This window comes from Bradyrhizobium sp. 27S5, from assembly GCF_037217225.1.
In the GTDB taxonomy this organism is placed as follows: Bacteria; Pseudomonadota; Alphaproteobacteria; order Rhizobiales; family Xanthobacteraceae; genus Bradyrhizobium; species Bradyrhizobium septentrionale.
In genome coordinates this window covers 4,441,688-4,457,468 of the sequence record NZ_CP147714.1, presented here as the reverse complement: position 1 = coordinate 4,457,468, position 15,781 = coordinate 4,441,688, and the positions used below count along the sequence as shown (strand labels likewise).

Genomic DNA, 15,781 nt, shown 5'->3' with positions numbered 1-15,781 from the left:
GGGCTGGTTCATAGCTTGTCAGCCCGGGAACTGCGGCTGAATAAGCGATGCGATCATCATGGCCGCTGTTTGCCGTCAGGGCGTGTGAGACAAATTGAAGGATTTTGCGGAGGGAGGATTTCTGGTTCATCGTAGCCACCAGGAGCGAAGATGAAGCAGAAATCCGGACCGGGCAAAGCGCCGGCAGAACAGGTACTAAGGGACATTCGGCGCCAGACCCGCCGGCAGTATTCGGCGGAAGAGAAGATCCGCATCGTGCTGGAAGGACTGCGGGGCGAGGAGAACATCTCCGAGCTCTGCCGGCGTGAGGGCATTGCCGCCTCAATGTATTACGGCTGGTCGAAGGAGTTCCTCGAAGCCGGTAAGCGCCGCCTGGCGGGCGATACGGCGCGTGCGGCGACCTCCGGCGAGGTGACGGATCTCCGTCGTGAGACGGCCGCATTGAAGGAAGTCGTGGCCGACCTCACCCTTGAGAACCGCCTACTCAAAAAAAGCATGAACGGGGATGGGGAGGACGAGGCATGAGATATCCTGCGTCCGAGAAGGCCGAGATCATCCAGTTGGTCGAGCAGTCGCACCTGCCGGCCAAGCGCACGCTGGACAAGCTCGGGATCCCACGCGCCACGTTTTATAGATGGTATGATCGCTATCGTGATGGCGGCGTCGAGGCGCTGGCTGACCACCGGTCTCGACCTGACCGGATATGGAATCGCATCCCCGACGATGTGCGGGGCCAGATCATCGACCTGGCGCTGGAGCTGCCCGAGCTGTCGCCGCGCGAGCTGGCCGTGCGGTTCACCGACGAACGGAAGTATTTTGTCTCCGAGGCATCGGTCTATCGGCTGCTGAAGGCGCATGACCTCATCACCAGCCCCGCCTATGTGGTGATCAAGGCGGCGAACGAGTTCAAGGACAAGACCACCGCCATCAACCAGCTCTGGCAGACCGACTTTACCTACCTCAAGATCACCGGCTGGGGCTGGTACTACCTGTCGACCGTGCTCGATGACTTCTCGCGTTACATCGTCGCCTGGAGGCTTGGTCCCACGATGTGTGCCTCCGACGTCACGGCCACACTCGACCAGGCACTCGCGGCCTCCGGCCTTGACCACATCACCGTCGCGCACCGGCCGAGGCTTCTCAGCGACAATGGTTCGAGTTACGTCGCGGACGATCTGGCCAGGTGGCTCGAACACAAGGGCATGCAGCACGTGCGCGGCGCTCCGTATCATCCCCAAACCCAGGGAAAGATCGAGCGCTGGCATCAGACCCTGAAGAACCGCATTCTGCTCGAGAACTATTATCTACCTCACCACCTCGAACGGCAGATCGGCGCCTTCGTCGAGCATTACAACCACGTCCGCTATCATGAGAGCATCAAAAACCTGACCCCGGCTGACTGAGCTGCTGCCGGTTTGATGGACACCCGCTTAAGCTAATCCCACCTTGCGCTCGAACTCAACCGGGCTGAGATAGCCGATGGTCGAGTGCCTGCGGGTCGTGTTGTAAAATCGTTCGATGTAGTCGAACACATCGGCGCGTGCCTCATCTCTGGTTTGATAAATCTTGTTGGCCGTACGCTCGGTCTTGAGCGAGGAGAAGAAGCTCTCCATCGCCGCGTTGTCCCAGACGTTGCCGGAGCGGCTCATGCTGCAAACGATGCCGTGGTCGGCCATCAGGCGCTGGAACTGCTCGCTGGTGTACTGGCTGCCCTGGTCGGAGTGATGCAACAGCGCATCCGGCTTGCCGCGCCGCCAGACGGCCATCAACAATGCGTCCGTCACGAGCTGTGCCGTCATGGCGGCACTCATCGACCAGCCCACCACGCGGCGTGAGAACAGGTCGATCACCGCTGCGACATAGAGCCAGCCTTCGGCCGTCCAGAGATAGGTGAAGTCGGCGATCCACTTCTGGTTCGGCCGCTCGGCGGCGAACTGCCGGTCAAGGAGGTTCGCCGGTACGGTCTCGAGCTGTCGATCGCCGCTGTCCTTCGGTAAGCGCCGACGTCGCGGCCGCGCCCGCAAGCCTTGCAGGCGCATCAGCCGCTCAATCCGGTGCAGGCCGCAATCCGCCCCGTCGGCGAGCAGGTCACGCCACACCCGGCGTGCGCCATAGGTGCGGTCGCTGGCGGCGAAGCTGGCCTTGACCTTGCCGCCGAGCTCCTCGTCGCTGCGGGATCTGGCGCTGGGAGAGCGGTTCAGCCAGGCATGGAAGCCCGACCGCGACACTCCCAGCGCATCGCATAGCCATGCCACCGGCCAGATCGTCCGGTGCTTCGCGACGAAGGCGAACTTCATGTCGCTTCCTTCGCGAAGTAGGCTGCGGCCTTTTTTAGGATATCCCGCTCGGCCTTCAGCTTGGCGACCTCACGGCGCAGCCGCTCGATCTCCTGCTGCTCCGGCTTCATCTGCCCGTGGCCGGGAAAGGCTTGCGCCGGGTCGGAGCCCAACTCCTTCACCCATTTGCGGAGAACATTCTCATGAACATCCAGGTCACGGCCAGCTTGCGCCACCGACACCCCACGTTCCCGCACCAGCTTGACCGCCTCGACCTTGAACTCGCGGCTGAACTTCCGTCTTTTCATCGCCACCTCCGGCTTCATGAAACACCTAATCTCGGTGTCCATCAAACCGGCAGCAGCTCAGACGTCTACTTCGGCAGAGCCGAGACCATCCTAACCGAACGACAGCGCATCAAGCGTGAGACCATCGCAAACCGCCGCTTGCAGCACCAACTGCAGGCCGCTTAAACTCCAACAACAGATGAGCCAGAGCCTCCCTTCTCGAAAAGCCTGATTAGTCTCAAATTATCTGACGACGGACAATGGCCGCGATCAGAAACGCTGGCCCGCAGCTGACCAAAGCAGCTAGCCAAAGCTCCGAATCGCGAAACATCTCGTAATCGTCTTGCATGGCTCGGTTCTCCAACAGGTCGAATTATCAACGGAGGGATCTGGAGGGCGTTCCGCGGCCCGTTGCTACAGTTTGACTTGAGTTGTTGGCGGAACCTGTAGCGAGCGAAAAAATTGACTCGTCAGGGAGATTCCTATGACACAAAAAAATCGGACGTCACCTCGGTCGAGCACCATTGATGCCGTTACTGGTTCCGGCGTCGGGCAGGTTCCTGTCCACCCGCACGACTCTGGCAGTCAGGCAAACGAAACCGTCGACGGACTGGACGCGAGCGCCGAGTCGCTTCGGCACGCCGCCGAAGATACGCCTTCGGGGAGTCACGCAAGCGATATCGAGAAAACGCCAGTATTTGATCGAGCTGGTGTTGCGCCGAAAATCTGAGCGACGGTTCAGATGAGGCACTCGTTCGGCATTCCGCCCGCTGGTGACGATAATGAAGGAAGAGCGCCCTTGGACAGATCCCGAAAAAGCTGCCCGCCAGATCATGCTGCGCGCTCGAGAATTCGAACCCCTTGAGGACGACACGATTTACATTGAGAAGATCAGCTGGCCCTTGCCTTACCTCGATAAAGCCTCACCTGCCGAACACTGGGCGGGCGTACGATACGCGATAGACAAGGGCTGGCTCGAATACCACGAAAGTGGGACCTACGTGAGGATCCTGCAGAATGGAACGACCTGTTCGCGCAGCCATAGGTTTGGCCGGTATTCCCCAGTAGGACTGCTAAGATGCCTATTCCTAGGCGCATAGATTGATTTCCATAGGTCGCAATTCGTTCTTCCCGCTTGGCGTAGCGATCGCCGAGCATTTGCATGACGGTTCAAGGACCGCGGATGTTAGCTTTGAGATATCCGGTCCGGCCATTTATCGCGTGCGGACGGTGCAATGAACGACTTTGAATGTCATAGATGCGAACACCGGACGCGCGACAGAAATGGAAATTTCGTCATGCTGAAGGAAGTCGATCGGGAGGATCTGGGCAAAATCATTGCCCTGAAGTCAGTTGAGCAAGAGCTGTCGGACGCCGTACAAATCGCCGAGAAGGCTGCAGAGGGAAGCGCTCTCGCCGGAGGTCTGATGAAGCAGGATGGCAAACTCAACTTCGTGGTCGTCATCGCTAGTGGCGATCGCTTGAAGGAGGTAATGCTCAAGCCGCCAAACGTCGGTAAGCAAGGAAGCAACTAGGCGATGCAGGTCTGAGCCAGATCGCTGTTGCCGCGATCCATGTTTCGGAGGAGTGATCGGAATAAACGACGGCGTTGTGCGATGCGTTGCTCAGTGCGACCTCCTCTGCTCCCCCTATTACAGCCTTCTTTCGAACGACAACTCGGTCTTCGGCCATCCCGACGCAGCCGACGTTCGGAATGACCGCTTTGCGCCTGAAGCGGACTTTGCCACGAAGTCCGTTTTTGACCCAAAGTGGACTTCCGGCCCGCCACTACTTTTTGAGTGTCTAATATCAGAATTCGTTCTCATAAGACGGGGGTGCTGGTCTGTTTTCATCGTGATTGGCCGGTCTTGGGTGGCCCAGTTTGTTCTGGCTTTGGCCGATTCATTAACTTTTCTGAAAGTGAGCAAAAAGGAACAGCAAGGGAGCTTCTAAGGCCTCAAGTTGTCATCATCACCGCACGGCTTTCGGCATTCATCGGTGATGAGAACGCCATCACGCGCTCCCGCCCTTCCTATAATGGAATGGAGCGCCCCGATGCAGCGGCGGCGCATTAAACAGGCCATACCCTCGAAGCACGCCTGACCCAAGAAGCCGCGCGCCTGCGGCAAGCAGCGAAAGGCACTCCACTCGGGATCGAACGAGAGAGAATGATCCGCCAGGCACGGCAGGCTGAGACCGCCTCTCACATCAGCGAGTGGCTTTCCTCGCCGGGATCGCGTGCGCCGACGTAAGCGGCACTGATCAGACAACCGTCGCGCCACGCGCCTATTCGCCAGTGAAAGAGTCTACACGATGCAGGGCAGCGATCAGTGGACCGAGTTAGTTTCATGCCCGAACTGTGGAATGACAGGGGCTGCCCGTCTTTCGAAGGCCAAAAACGGAGCCTTTGATTTTAGGGTGGAGGCCATTCCTGCGGGCTTTAAAATGAGTCGCTTGGAATTCTGTAACACCTTCTTCTGTGGGGCATGCGATCAACCGGCGCATTCCCACAAAACAAAGCAATAAGGCCACCCTAGTTGGTGGCCTTTTTCACTCATTCTTGCGATGCCATTTCGCCTCTTGGCACTCTTCGGACCTGCGGGAGCGGTCTGATGATGTTGGCTCATAGGTGTAAAACCGGACCTCGCAACTGCGCGCACAAGTCCGAAAATGCATCCGTCGGGCAACGTAGTTAGCGGGGCGGGTCAGTAGTTTTGCGGAACCATAGACCCACCCCTGTACTCGCGCCGTCACTTCATTCTTTGCAAGTCTTATCAGCCATCAAGGCTGTTTGTGCTGATGCCTGTGTCGGATGTGCCGTGCCGACGATCTTCATGTTGCCGCCAGCGGCAGGCTGGGCATTGACAACTTGACACTTCATCGTCGCGGGATCCTGAGCCACGTAGAACGAGGAAGCGCCCGATGGTGGCGCTTGACCAGTAGTTTTGTCCTGCTGCGCGAATGAAGGTGCTGTGAATGCGATAACAGCAACCGTCGCCAAAAGAACTCTCGTCATGGTGTCTACCTCCTGGTTAGAGAGACAGGGAGCAAATAGAGCCAGGCGATAAGAGGTTCCTGCGATAATGGATTTATTTCATATGCGAGTTGGAGTTGCTTTCGTGCGCCTTCGTTTAGCTTTTCCGATGTGAGCAATATTGACCAGCCCCGCATTGGCGTATTGGGCTAGACTGGGTCCATCGCCGTCCGAAGAGGCAGTTATCGGCGACAGAGAGATCGGTATGCTCCCGCCCAATACAGGGGAAGGCATGACGTCATCTGTCCAGCCAAATCCGCTATACTGCCGCGCGGAGATCGGAATTCTTCCGTGCTCCAGGTGTGGCAAGCCTATGCGGTTGGCTTGCATCGAACCTGCTCAACCCGGTCACGAAGTCCGCACCTTCCAGTGCCTGGAATGCAAGACCACTGGAAGTTTTGCAGTTGCGATCTAGCCGCCACTCTGGTCGGTGTTTGCGACCTGTTGGGTGCTGCTCGCGCTTCGCCTGCTGACCGTTCCATCAGCTTATCGGCAGCCGGGTGCTCCCATCCTGGCTGCGAAAAGCTTCCATTGTGCGGCACTTTTACTTCGAACGTCGGCGGCTGAATGGTAAGCTAGGCGTCCCACCGCGCGGGACGAAACGGGACATGCCGGAAAATACCAACCACGCAATATTTGATCCTAAGGAGTTTCTCGCCAGGGTAGGCGAAGGGAAGACCATCCTCGCATTTCGCAAGGATGAGATCGTCTTTGCGCAGGGCGACGTGGCAGATACGGTTTTCTATATCCAGAAAGGCCGGGTTAAGGTTGTTGTCATATCCGAGCAAGGCAAGGAAGCCGTGGTCGGCATTTTGGAGCCCGGCCAGTTCTTTGGCGAAGGCTGCATGAACGGCCATTCGCTGCGTATCGCGACGACGACAGCGATGGAGGAATGCCTGGTGACCGCGATAACGAAGACCGCCATGGTCGCGACATTGCACGATGAACCCAAATTTTCCGAGCTGTTCATGGCCTATCTGCTGACCCGCAACAGCCGGATTGAAGAGGACCTGATCGACCAGCTCTTCAACTCCAGTGAAAAGCGGTTGGCGCGCCTGCTGCTCCTGCTGGCGAATTTCGGCAAGGAGGGCAGCCCTCAACCGATCAGTCCAAATATCAGCCAGGAGACATTGGCCGAAATGATTGGAACGACGCGATCCCGCGTCAGCTTCTTCATGAACAGATTCCGCAAGCTCGGCTTCATCAGCTACAACGGAAAAATCGAGGTCAACAGTTCATTGCTGAACGCGGTCTTGTACGACAAGCCCGAGATCAAGCGCGAATTGTAAAACGATAAAACTGCGCCTCAAGCGTCGCGGGCCAACGCCAACCGCCGCGTCGTTAGGGGCGACTAATCTCTTCAGAGCCAATTGCATGGACGCGCCGGCATCGCACCGGCCCTTCCTGTACCTGGACAGGGGCACACCTGCTGAATATGGCGCCGCCCTCAAGCACACCATCGCGCAAGGCTGGCTGGAGATCCACGAGAGCGGGACGTACGTGAAGATTCTCCCGGCCGGAAACGACCTGTTCGCCTGAAAAGAAAAAGGACCGCGTCACGCGAATGAGGATCCTTTAAAGCACCTTGCGCGTTGAGGTCCCATCGAGGGGCTGAGCCTGAAGGTGGGTTATGAGCGACGTTCCTCGGGATATTCAAAGAAAGTTCGAACGGCGGTGGGCCGCCAGATTCGCGCGGCCAATGGAAGCGCGCCGGCCGGAAAGGCATCAATTTAAAAAGCCGGATCAGCCCCCCGCCGCTCCCCCCAAAACCCACAGAAGACCCGCCGAATTGAACCGGCGGCCTTGACTGGGAACAATAGCCGGTTGCACCTCAATCGCACTTACCGTGCTGATCCTCATCGTCCTCTTCACGACATCGCCAAGCGCCTCGGGTTCTCCGTGGGTGAACGGAGTTCCTTGCGTGAATCTGCTCTGGAGCCGCACGCCCTGCCTTCCGGATCGCAGCAGTCGCGCCCAAATCGTTAATTTCTTTTCGAGAGTGATCAAAATTGACCAGCCTTGGAACGTTGGCTGTTCCAACCTCCGGCCATCACCGCCCTGCAACGGCGTCTGCCGGTGACTGAGAGCGTTCGCGCTCCCCGCCCAGGGACAAGGGAGCGTGGCATGATCGAACAGCCCCATTTCGATTCATATTCAATCCCAGCACGCGTCAGTCTTGGCATCGCTATTTTCGGCGGCACACTGCTTATCGCGGTGATGCTTGCGGGTGCCTTCATCGTGCACTGAGGCCGCCTCGGTTGTCTTCCGTGATCTTGCCCTTGCCCTTGCCGTCGCAGGCTTTGCATTTGACCGGATAGATTTTATGGCCTGGCTTTACCGACTGCATTCCGGCCGGGAAGCCCGTTCCATTGCAGGCCGGGCAGATTCGCTCTTTGATCTTCGGCTGCATTTGAAGCCTTTCCGGCCGCCTCAGTTTGGGGGGCCACTATTTGTCAGGCGCGATCACCGGAGGCAGCGGCTGCGTAGGCAGGATGTTCGTCCGCCGCTCACGCGACATCGCGAGAGCCAACGCCAAGACGCCTACGGTTATGATGATCGCCCGACGCATGCGAGCATCTTGGTCTCTCCGGACAATATGCACAATCTGACTGAAGTCGAAGGTCGCCTCAGTTGGTGGCTACTTCCGTTTTGCTCAAGTCGCTTGTTGGCCCTTGGCCGACGTCGGCAATCTGCCGGATGTCCGCTTTGCGCCAGAAGCCGCCCTCCCCGTGGAAGTCGCACCTTGACCCCAAGCAGAAGTCGCGGGTTTCGAAGAAAAGTGCTCTTTCTACGCCAACTCGGCTAATAGCGCGGCCACCTCTTTGAGGTCGCGCGTATCGAAGCCTTCAGTGAAGGAGCGGTAAATCGGTGCGAGCAGATCGTGGGCTTCGGCTCGCCTGCCTTGACCACGCCAGAGGTGAGCCATTCTCGCGCTGGCCCGTAATTCCCAGAATCTCGAACCTTGTTTCTGTGCTGTGTGAAGCGCGCGATGCAGCCAGCGTTCGGCGTCGTCTAGATCCGACCCGGTGATCAGCGCCTCAGCCATGAGCCGATACAGCTCCGCCTCGTACCACCGCTCATCAGTTCGTTCGACCACCTCCAGGGCCTTGTTTAACAGGCCGATCCCGTCGGCGTTCTGGTTCGCGCGCCTGTGTGCTTCCGCTAGTAGACCAAGGTAGTAAGGCACTTTGATCTCGGCCCCCGTTGCTCGCTTAGTCGCCAGCCCCCACTGCATTTTTCTGATGGCTTCGTCGATGGATCCTTCCATCTCAAGCGTGGCCCATGCTCGGAAACAGGTGCCTGATCCCACGAAGTGGGGAAAAGCGAGTTCGGTGGCGAGTGCGACCAGCTCCTCGGCTCGTTCCTCAAGGATAGCTGCTTCGCCGCGAAGCTGGTGAAAGACACAATTGACGTGCAGAGCGAACGCCAATGTATAAGGATGCGACAGTTCACGCGCGGAGGCTAGCGCGCGTTGGCTTTGCGCCAGCGCTTCGTCCGGTCGTCCGAGCAGCTGAAGTATCCAGGCGATGAAGCTCTCGCAGTTAACGCGCGGATCGTGGGGTGTCAGCTTCGGAGGTCTGTGCTCAGCCGGGTCATAGAAATCGAGCGCCTGTCGCAGATGGGGAAGCGCGCGACCGAATTGCGCACGAAACAAAAGACTGATGCCCAGGTTTCGATGCGCTATAAGCTTAGTGTCCCTGTCATTTCGGCGTTCGGAAAGCAGGAGTAATTCGTTCGCCAGATCATGGGCCGCGCGGATCTCTGCGCTATTGTGCAAGAACGAGTGGGCGCCGGACCATGCTGTCGCTACCTGGGCTCCTTCCGGAGTGTCACGGCACAGCTCGCGAGCACGTGCGTATGCTTGGCCGGCCTCGGGTGATGCCCATCCCTTGGCTGCCGTCAGCGCGCCGGCGAGCGCGAGCTGAATCGAACGCTCGTGGGATTCCCGCTCCGCACTTTTCGGCAGGTTTGCGATTAGGTTGAGTGCCTTGCCAAAGTGCGTGGCGGCCTCGGCCATCGTCGAGCGTCGCACGGCCAAGCGGCCAGCCTTGTCCCAATACTCGATTGCCTTTTCGACGGCGCCAGCTGCGGCCCAATGCTGCGCCATAAGTTCAGGCTGAGCCGCAGCAATCTCCGGAAACTGGCGTTCCAGCGTGCTGGCGATGCGGCCATGCAGTTGCTGCCGTCGGGCGCGCAGCATGGTGCTATAGGCGGCGTCCTGCACCAGCGCGTGCTTAAAGGTGTATGAGGCATCAGGCGGCGCTCCGCGCCGGAACACCAGCTCCGCGCGTATAAGCTGCGCCAAAGCGTCCTCCAGCCGCGATGGCGACATATCGGCGACCGCGCTGATCAGCTCATGGGAAAACTGCCGCCCGAGAGTCGCCGCGATCTGCGCCACTTCCCGCGTCGGCGCCAACCGGTCGAGCCGGGCCAGAAGCGAGGCTTGGAGCGTAGCCGGAATCGCCAGATGCTCTCCTCCTCTGGCCATCCATCCGCTTTCGATGACAGACTTGGTCAGTTCCTCGATGAACAATGGGACGCCATCCGTGCGATCTACGATCTGGTCGGCAACTTCCCTAGGCAAGGTCTCGCCACCGGTCAGGTGCGTGATCATTTCGGTGCGGTGCCGGGGCGGCAGGCGGTTGAGACTGAGCAATGTCACGTGTGGGCGGCCGACCCAGGGCGGCGCAAACTCGGGTCGAAAGGTGAGGATGATCACAGCCCGCAGCGTCGCCACCCGGTCGATCAGTAGATCCAGCGACTCCAGCGTGGTGGGGTCGCTCCAGTGAATGTCTTCCCATAGCATCAACAGCGGCTGCTGCGCCGCGAGTCCCTCCACCTGGGCCAGCTGCACCTCAAGCGTTTTTTGCTTGCGCTTCTGTGGCGTGAAATTGAGCGGCGGGTAGCGGTCTCCGGTGGGTATCGACAACAAGTCCGCCAATAAAGGAACGGCTTCGCTCAGCTCCTTGTTTGCCAGAGCCAGCACCGCCACGAGCTTGTCCAGGCGGGTCTCAGCCGTATCCTCACGTCGAAATCCGGCTACCTGCTCAAGCTGGGTGATACTGGGATAAAGCGCGCTATGCTGATGATGCGGCGAACAAAAATAGCGCAACCGCGTGTGCGGCTCGCTGCCCAGCTGCTCCAGCAGCGTTTGGGCGATGCGCGACTTGCCGATGCCCGGCTCGCCGACGACCAGGACGACAGACCCGTCGCCGGCCTTTGCTTGTTCCCAACGTCGCGTCAACAACGCGATTTCTTCCTCGCGGCCAATCAACGGCGTGTTGGCGGCCCGAAGGGCCTCGAACCGACTGCCGATCGTGCTCGCACCCAGGACCCGCCAGACATGCACCGGAAAATCGATACCGGCGATCGCCAATGGGCCGAGATCGCGATAGTCGAACAGGCCGCCTAGCAGACGGCGCGTGTTGTCCGCGATGACAACAGCGTTTGGTTCGGCAAGCCCCTGGAGCCGAGCCGCAAGATTGGGGGTCTCACCAATGACCGCCTGTTCCTGGGCAGCACCCTCGCCGAGCAGATCGCCCACAACGACGAGGCCAGTGGCGATACCGACACGCACGCGCAACAAGGTCGACAGGCCATCGAGCTTGGCCACCGCCTCGATCAGCGAGAGACCCGCGCGCACAGCTTGTTCAGCGTCCTCCTCATGCGCCTGCGGGTAACCGAAATAGGCCAGCACGCCGTCACCGAGATATTTTGCAACAAAGCCACCTGAGCTGGTGATAACCTCGGCGCAACAGCGGTGATAGGTACCGATGATGTCGCGCAGTTCCTCCGGATCGAGCCGCGCCGACAAAGCCGTGGAACCGACGAGGTCGGCGAACATGATCGTGAGCTGGCGGCGTTCGGCTTCCGTAGCCTTGGCGCCGGAGCGATCGGGCTCGACCGAATGTTCGGTGGCCTCGCACCTGGGTTCAGTTCGCAACGCGGCGATCGCATCGAGGAGAATGCGGCGATGGCCGACCGCGGTCACGCCCAGGTCTCTGAGGTCCTCGGCCGTCAGCTTGGGCAGGCTTGCCTCGTCGATCGCGTTCTCCCGGAATGCCTGCGAGTAGCGTTCCAGGCCGAGGCTGCGCAGCCAGACAGAGACATCCATGGCGTTCACACGCACATTTGGCCACACTCATCACTGGTTACTGCGCCACAACGCCGGCCTGCGCCGGCGGTCAAGCCGCCCCACCAGAATGAGAAGCTGAGTTTACTCCACCCCGTGGCGAGAACCACGTTTTTTGTCTCGCGAAGCGCCTGGTATCCGAGGACCCAACGCCGGAGCGCGCCTGTGGGAGCCCCCTCAGGGAAGGGCGCTGAGCCCATGCGCGGCGCTTCTCGTTCGCCGACAGGAGAATCGGTCAAACGTCTAAGTCCGTTGTTGGCGCCTGTGGGACGAACGACTCCGGCCGAAGGTCCGCTTCGCGCCACAAGCGGCCATCTCGAGGCGGATGTACTTTCCGCCGAGCGTTATTGATCCCACTTTGGAATTCGATGATCTGTGTTTTTCGTCCACGACGTGTTCCACGAGAGAGTGCGACCGGTGGGAATGACTACCTCTATTCGCCCTCCACGGCCGCGCAGCGATGCGCACCAGGCCAGCGCCGTTCGATCGGACAACCAAAATAGTTCTTCCCAATAACAATGTTCACCAAGAACTAATCTAGATAGTAGCTTGGTTGGTCCCTCAGTAAGCGTCCTAGGGAAATCGCCCATGACTCCTTTGCTGGCCAAGCTGGAACGATTTGAGAGTCTCGCCTCGGAATGCGACTTGATCGCTGGCCGGGAGGCGGACGGCAAAAAGCGAGAACTCTATCTGCGCCTGGGGGCGCACTATCGCCAACTAGCCTGCGACATGCGCGGTGTCATTGCGAACGTCGACGCCGCGGCTTGACGGCGGTTAATTGCACGCCTGACCATCGCTTGTCTGCCTGACCGCCGTTGTCGCGATTCCTAGCGGCTTCTCTCTGCTCGCGATCGGCGCGATCATTGGCGCGTGCACCAGCGTCGATATACCAAGTGGTCCGGCCGCTCCTTCCCGCCCGGTAGCCCAGCGGAATGTCTCGCTGGCGGCCACGTCACCTGCAACATTCGATGCCACGGCGGCTGCGACCGGATGGTGGATCTTCGTCTAGATGCCCTGCCGCAGGATCAGCCGTGGTCCCGTGTGGGCTGGCGGTTGGTCTGCACGGTCTGCGGCGTTGCCGGCGCAGTGCACGTTACGCCTAACTGGCATGACATGGGGGCCGCGTGCCATTTTCCGAAAGAGATCGTGAGCAGGCTACTCCAGGGTGTCCGCTCAGGCGCGGAAGAAGAACATCCAGATAACCACCAAGGTTACCGCGGCAAGGCCAAGGCTGGCGATTAGCAATTTCAGAACACTTGGTCCTGGCTCCGCCTGCCGAGCTTCCATAGTTGTCTCAACAATGCGTCGTTCTGGTGTATTGACCATGAATCTCTCCTTTTCATCAGAAGTCGGTCTGGCAAAGTTGGTTCCTCCGCAGGAACGGAACCAAATAAGGGATTGCCGCTTTTGCTATTGAAATTGTCTCTGGGGAGAAATGCGAATGCACTACTTCGATAAGCTTCGTAAGGGATCGCGGCTGCACCGCGCTACAATCGTCGATGATCGTACATTCTCAATCCAGCCCGCCGGAAATGGTTCGAACGACCTGGGTGCTTTCCAGCGCGTGGCTCAAGACACTGTCCACCACGAAGGCGAAGACGGATATCGGATACCGCTCAAAAATCTTACAGGCTCGATCTACGATCTCTTGGTCATTAAGCGAGATTGACGACTGAAAGTTCCGAATTCGCTTCGGAACATAACCAGCGACCCCAGCGCCGGACGTTAGTCACAGCGCCAGGGATCGCTACTCCCAGGGGCTGAGGAGCGACTGGGGCGAAGTGATCGACTTCGCCAAGGGCGTCCCCGCCTAGAGCTCACTACAAAAAGAAACGGCCCCGGCAGGGCTTGGGGAGCACACCGGGGCCGATTCGTGGGGCGCCCCTTTCCGGAGGAGCGCGATTCACGGTATCGGGAAAAAGTGGCAATCCGTACTGCGCGAGCGGGCTACTCCAGAAGGTAGATGCCGGCTAGCTGCGCTTCAACCGAGCGATCCTCTCATAGTCGACCCAAAGCTCGATAATTACGGGCGACCAATCTCGACTGGCCACGGTCCCAGATTAATGGCCGCTTCTATGATCTCTGCATGCGAGCAGATCTTTAGCTTTCTGAGCAAGCGAAGGCGCTGAGTTGCAACTTGCGCTTCGGTCCCGCCAATTTGGCGAGCAATGTCAGCATCGGACCGCCCCAGAGCCGCGCGCCTGAGGACTTGTTCTTCACGGGGCGTGAGCGGCAATCCCGACGTCTTCATGGCACGCAACGCTAGTGCGATCTGATTGCCAGGCGGCTGCTCTAGAGTGGCCCCAGCAACCTTGGGGGCCTGTGTAAAGGCTGGTTGCTGGGGCCACCTAGCGGCCCGTTTGGTGCGGACGGGGCCGACCAGCCCTCAGTTTGCGAAAAGCGCAAACGCCCATGATTGCTATCGGAGTCTACGCCGGGAAAACTTGGCAATACCAGTGCAGTTTGTGCCAGTTATCATCCGTAGAATCGCGGGGGTTTCTTTCGGGCCATCGGCCCGGTTAGATATCGATTGAATTGGCTTGTGGCCGGCCGGAATTTCCGCAGGCAAAGATCGGCACCGATGGCTGAGATCGAGGTCTACACCGCCCGCTACGAACGCGAACATGGGCAACCGCCAGCCGGGCGAAGGTTCTGGCTGTTCACGCTGGTCTCGGAGACCGGCGCGATCCTCTACGAGGTCAAGCTCAACGAGCAGCTGATCTACCCGGCGGCGCTTGAACGCGCGCGAGCGACGGCCGAACAGAGGAAGGCCTTCCGGATCATCGTGGAACCGTAGCGCGCGTGGCGATTCGCAATCCCCGCCCTCGATGCCTACCTCGGGAGAATGCCAAAATTTGAGTTTTGCCTGCCGACCGTTGGAAAGGTGGTCCCGGCCGGTCCCGAGTGGTTTCACGAGATCAAGTTCGATGGATACCGGATGCGCATCGAGCGCGACGGAGACCGAGGCGGCCATGACTGGACCAAGCGCTACCCCTGGATCGTCGAGTCCGCGCTGAAGAACCGCCAGACGCGGTTTGTGATCGACGGCGAGGCCATCGTTCGCGGAGTCGACGGTTATTCCGATTTCAACGCCCTGCATTCCGGCAAGCACAATGCCGCGGTTGAGATGATTGCCTTCGATATCTTAGCTATGGACGGTGACGACTTGCGGGATCTGCCCCTGTCGATGCGCAAGACGAATCTGCAGCGCCTCCTCGCACGCCGGCCAGAGGGCATCTTCGTGGCGGAGTTTGAGCAAGGCGAAATTGGCCCAGACCTATTCCGTAAGGCCTGCGAATTTGGCTTCGAGGGGCTCGTTTCAAAGCGCTCGGATCGACCCTACCGCGGCGGCCGATGCCCGCACTGGATCAAAGTCAAAAATAGGTCGCACCCGGCGCAACACCGGGTGATGGAGGCCAGGGCGCGATGACCGTCTTTGTAGGCGACGTCGACCACATTAAGCTATTCGCCACGATCGCGGCAGCTGAGAAATGGTTTGAGGAAAACGACCCCGAGGGCGTGGCGTTCGAATACGAAGTCCTCGAGTAAAAACCGCTCGCGGATTCTACTATGCGCGCAGATGCATAAGTGCCGGAGGACCATTTTTGAGCAAGGAACGGCTAGCCCGAGACGCGGCAGAGATATTCCGACTGTTGCGAGCATTCCGTTTGATCAGCGATCGGGCTGCGCGGCGCAGCGTTGTCGAGACTGTGGAAGCACTGGCCGACGGTCGGGTTCTAGGCGACAATCCAGACAACTGTGCTGGCAAAAACGGACGGCCTTAACGCTCATCCCGCATATACAGATTTCGCTGAGAGACGAGTGTCAAGTCTCGATCTACTGCCAGCGTCTTGAGCCCGTGCATACGCGGGACGTTCGCCGGATTGCCCCAAAAGGTCCAAGCTATAGCGCCAGTGGCAAGTATGCCGCCGCAGATAGCCAAAAGGTCCCGCCTCATTGCGCTTCCTCCGTATACCGGCAATCCCGAAGCATAAGTCGGGCCAAGCCCAGCGAGCCCCGTACAGCGCCAAATATCGATAGACCCCTAGTT

Annotated in this window: 17 protein-coding genes and 1 pseudogene; 12 read left to right on the top strand and 6 right to left on the bottom strand. The window is 59.3% G+C overall.

The genetic code is table 11. The features are described from left to right. Positions 1–150 precede the first annotated feature (150 nt). Positions 151–1,400 (top strand): annotated as a pseudogene (locus WDM24_RS20680) (IS3 family transposase); the annotation flags it as partial. 30 nt (positions 1,401–1,430) lie between these two features. Here the strand turns inward: WDM24_RS20680 and WDM24_RS20675 are convergent. Further along, positions 1,431–2,584, bottom strand: a protein-coding gene (locus tag WDM24_RS20675) for an IS3 family transposase (protein WP_338832275.1) whose coding sequence is annotated in 2 segments (ribosomal slippage) — positions 1,431–2,335 and positions 2,335–2,584 — 1,155 coding nt in all. Because the reading frame shifts where the segments join, the coding sequence is not laid out codon by codon here. A gap of 463 nt (positions 2,585–3,047) precedes the next feature. Between WDM24_RS20675 and WDM24_RS20670 the strand changes: the two genes are divergently transcribed. The 3 genes from WDM24_RS20670 (at position 3,048) to WDM24_RS20660 (ending at position 4,638) form a co-directional block, all read left to right on the top strand. Further along, positions 3,048–3,293 carry a hypothetical protein gene (locus WDM24_RS20670; protein ID WP_338832274.1) on the top strand — a complete coding sequence of 82 codons (246 nt, stop codon included), beginning with the start codon at positions 3,048–3,050 and terminating at the stop codon, positions 3,291–3,293. Between the two features lie 568 nt (positions 3,294–3,861). After that, complete coding sequence (locus WDM24_RS20665; RefSeq protein WP_338832273.1) at positions 3,862–4,098, top strand: hypothetical protein; 237 nt, start codon at positions 3,862–3,864, stop codon at positions 4,096–4,098. Between the two features lie 300 nt (positions 4,099–4,398). After that, positions 4,399–4,638 (top strand): hypothetical protein, encoded by a 240-nt coding sequence (locus WDM24_RS20660; protein WP_338832272.1) that lies wholly within the window; start codon positions 4,399–4,401, stop codon positions 4,636–4,638. Between the two features lie 680 nt (positions 4,639–5,318). On the opposite strand, the gene WDM24_RS20655 is transcribed toward WDM24_RS20660, so the two are convergent. Next, positions 5,319–5,579, bottom strand: a complete 261-nt coding sequence (locus WDM24_RS20655) for a hypothetical protein (RefSeq protein ID WP_338832271.1) — start codon at positions 5,577–5,579, stop codon at positions 5,319–5,321. A gap of 626 nt (positions 5,580–6,205) precedes the next feature. On the opposite strand from WDM24_RS20655, the gene WDM24_RS20650 reads away from it, so the two are divergent. From WDM24_RS20650 to WDM24_RS20640, 3 genes are all read left to right on the top strand, one after another. Next, positions 6,206–6,886: a Crp/Fnr family transcriptional regulator gene (locus tag WDM24_RS20650; RefSeq protein WP_338832270.1), complete on the top strand. Its 681-nt coding sequence runs from the start codon at positions 6,206–6,208 to the stop codon at positions 6,884–6,886. Positions 6,887–6,971: 85 nt separating this feature from the next. Beyond that, the gene (locus WDM24_RS20645; RefSeq protein ID WP_338832269.1) at positions 6,972–7,136 is read left to right on the top strand and encodes a hypothetical protein; all 165 of its coding nucleotides are present in this window, start codon (positions 6,972–6,974) and stop codon (positions 7,134–7,136) included. A gap of 585 nt (positions 7,137–7,721) precedes the next feature. After that, complete coding sequence (locus tag WDM24_RS20640) at positions 7,722–7,844, top strand: hypothetical protein (protein WP_338832268.1); 123 nt, start codon at positions 7,722–7,724, stop codon at positions 7,842–7,844. Here WDM24_RS20640 and WDM24_RS20635 read toward each other — a convergent pair. Both WDM24_RS20635 and WDM24_RS20630 read right to left on the bottom strand, forming a co-directional pair. Continuing rightward, positions 7,831–8,007, bottom strand: coding sequence for a hypothetical protein (locus WDM24_RS20635; RefSeq protein WP_338832267.1), 177 nt, complete (start codon positions 8,005–8,007; stop codon positions 7,831–7,833). The genes WDM24_RS20640 and WDM24_RS20635 overlap by 14 nt on opposite strands. A 378-nt stretch (positions 8,008–8,385) precedes the next feature. Beyond that, the gene (locus tag WDM24_RS20630) at positions 8,386–11,712 is read right to left on the bottom strand and encodes an adenylate/guanylate cyclase domain-containing protein (RefSeq protein WP_338832266.1); all 3,327 of its coding nucleotides are present in this window, start codon (positions 11,710–11,712) and stop codon (positions 8,386–8,388) included. Positions 11,713–12,318: 606 nt separating this feature from the next. On the opposite strand from WDM24_RS20630, the gene WDM24_RS20625 reads away from it, so the two are divergent. Then, positions 12,319–12,498 carry a hypothetical protein gene (locus WDM24_RS20625; protein WP_338832265.1) on the top strand — a complete coding sequence of 60 codons (180 nt, stop codon included), beginning with the start codon at positions 12,319–12,321 and terminating at the stop codon, positions 12,496–12,498. Positions 12,499–12,903: 405 nt separating this feature from the next. On the opposite strand, the gene WDM24_RS20620 is transcribed toward WDM24_RS20625, so the two are convergent. Continuing rightward, complete coding sequence (locus WDM24_RS20620) at positions 12,904–13,056, bottom strand: hypothetical protein (protein ID WP_338695816.1); 153 nt, start codon at positions 13,054–13,056, stop codon at positions 12,904–12,906. Between the two features lie 115 nt (positions 13,057–13,171). On the opposite strand from WDM24_RS20620, the gene WDM24_RS20615 reads away from it, so the two are divergent. Then, a complete protein-coding gene (locus tag WDM24_RS20615) occupies positions 13,172–13,399 on the top strand; it encodes a hypothetical protein (RefSeq protein ID WP_338695814.1) in 228 nt (75 codons plus the stop codon). 354 nt (positions 13,400–13,753) lie between these two features. On the opposite strand, the gene WDM24_RS44530 is transcribed toward WDM24_RS20615, so the two are convergent. Further along, positions 13,754–13,981: a response regulator transcription factor gene (locus tag WDM24_RS44530; protein WP_414645743.1), complete on the bottom strand. Its 228-nt coding sequence runs from the start codon at positions 13,979–13,981 to the stop codon at positions 13,754–13,756. 330 nt (positions 13,982–14,311) lie between these two features. Here WDM24_RS44530 and WDM24_RS20610 point away from each other — a divergent pair, with 330 nt between their 5' ends. From WDM24_RS20610 to WDM24_RS20600, 3 genes are read left to right on the top strand one after another with little or no spacing between them, the layout of a single operon-like run. Further along, positions 14,312–14,527 (top strand): hypothetical protein, encoded by a 216-nt coding sequence (locus WDM24_RS20610; RefSeq protein ID WP_338821969.1) that lies wholly within the window; start codon positions 14,312–14,314, stop codon positions 14,525–14,527. Between the two features lie 48 nt (positions 14,528–14,575). After that, the gene (locus WDM24_RS20605) at positions 14,576–15,160 is read left to right on the top strand and encodes a DNA ligase (RefSeq protein ID WP_338832264.1); all 585 of its coding nucleotides are present in this window, start codon (positions 14,576–14,578) and stop codon (positions 15,158–15,160) included. Further along, positions 15,157–15,279 (top strand): hypothetical protein, encoded by a 123-nt coding sequence (locus tag WDM24_RS20600; RefSeq protein WP_338832263.1) that lies wholly within the window; start codon positions 15,157–15,159, stop codon positions 15,277–15,279. The genes WDM24_RS20605 and WDM24_RS20600 overlap by 4 nt, the downstream gene beginning before the upstream one ends. Positions 15,280–15,781: the final 502 nt, after the last annotated feature.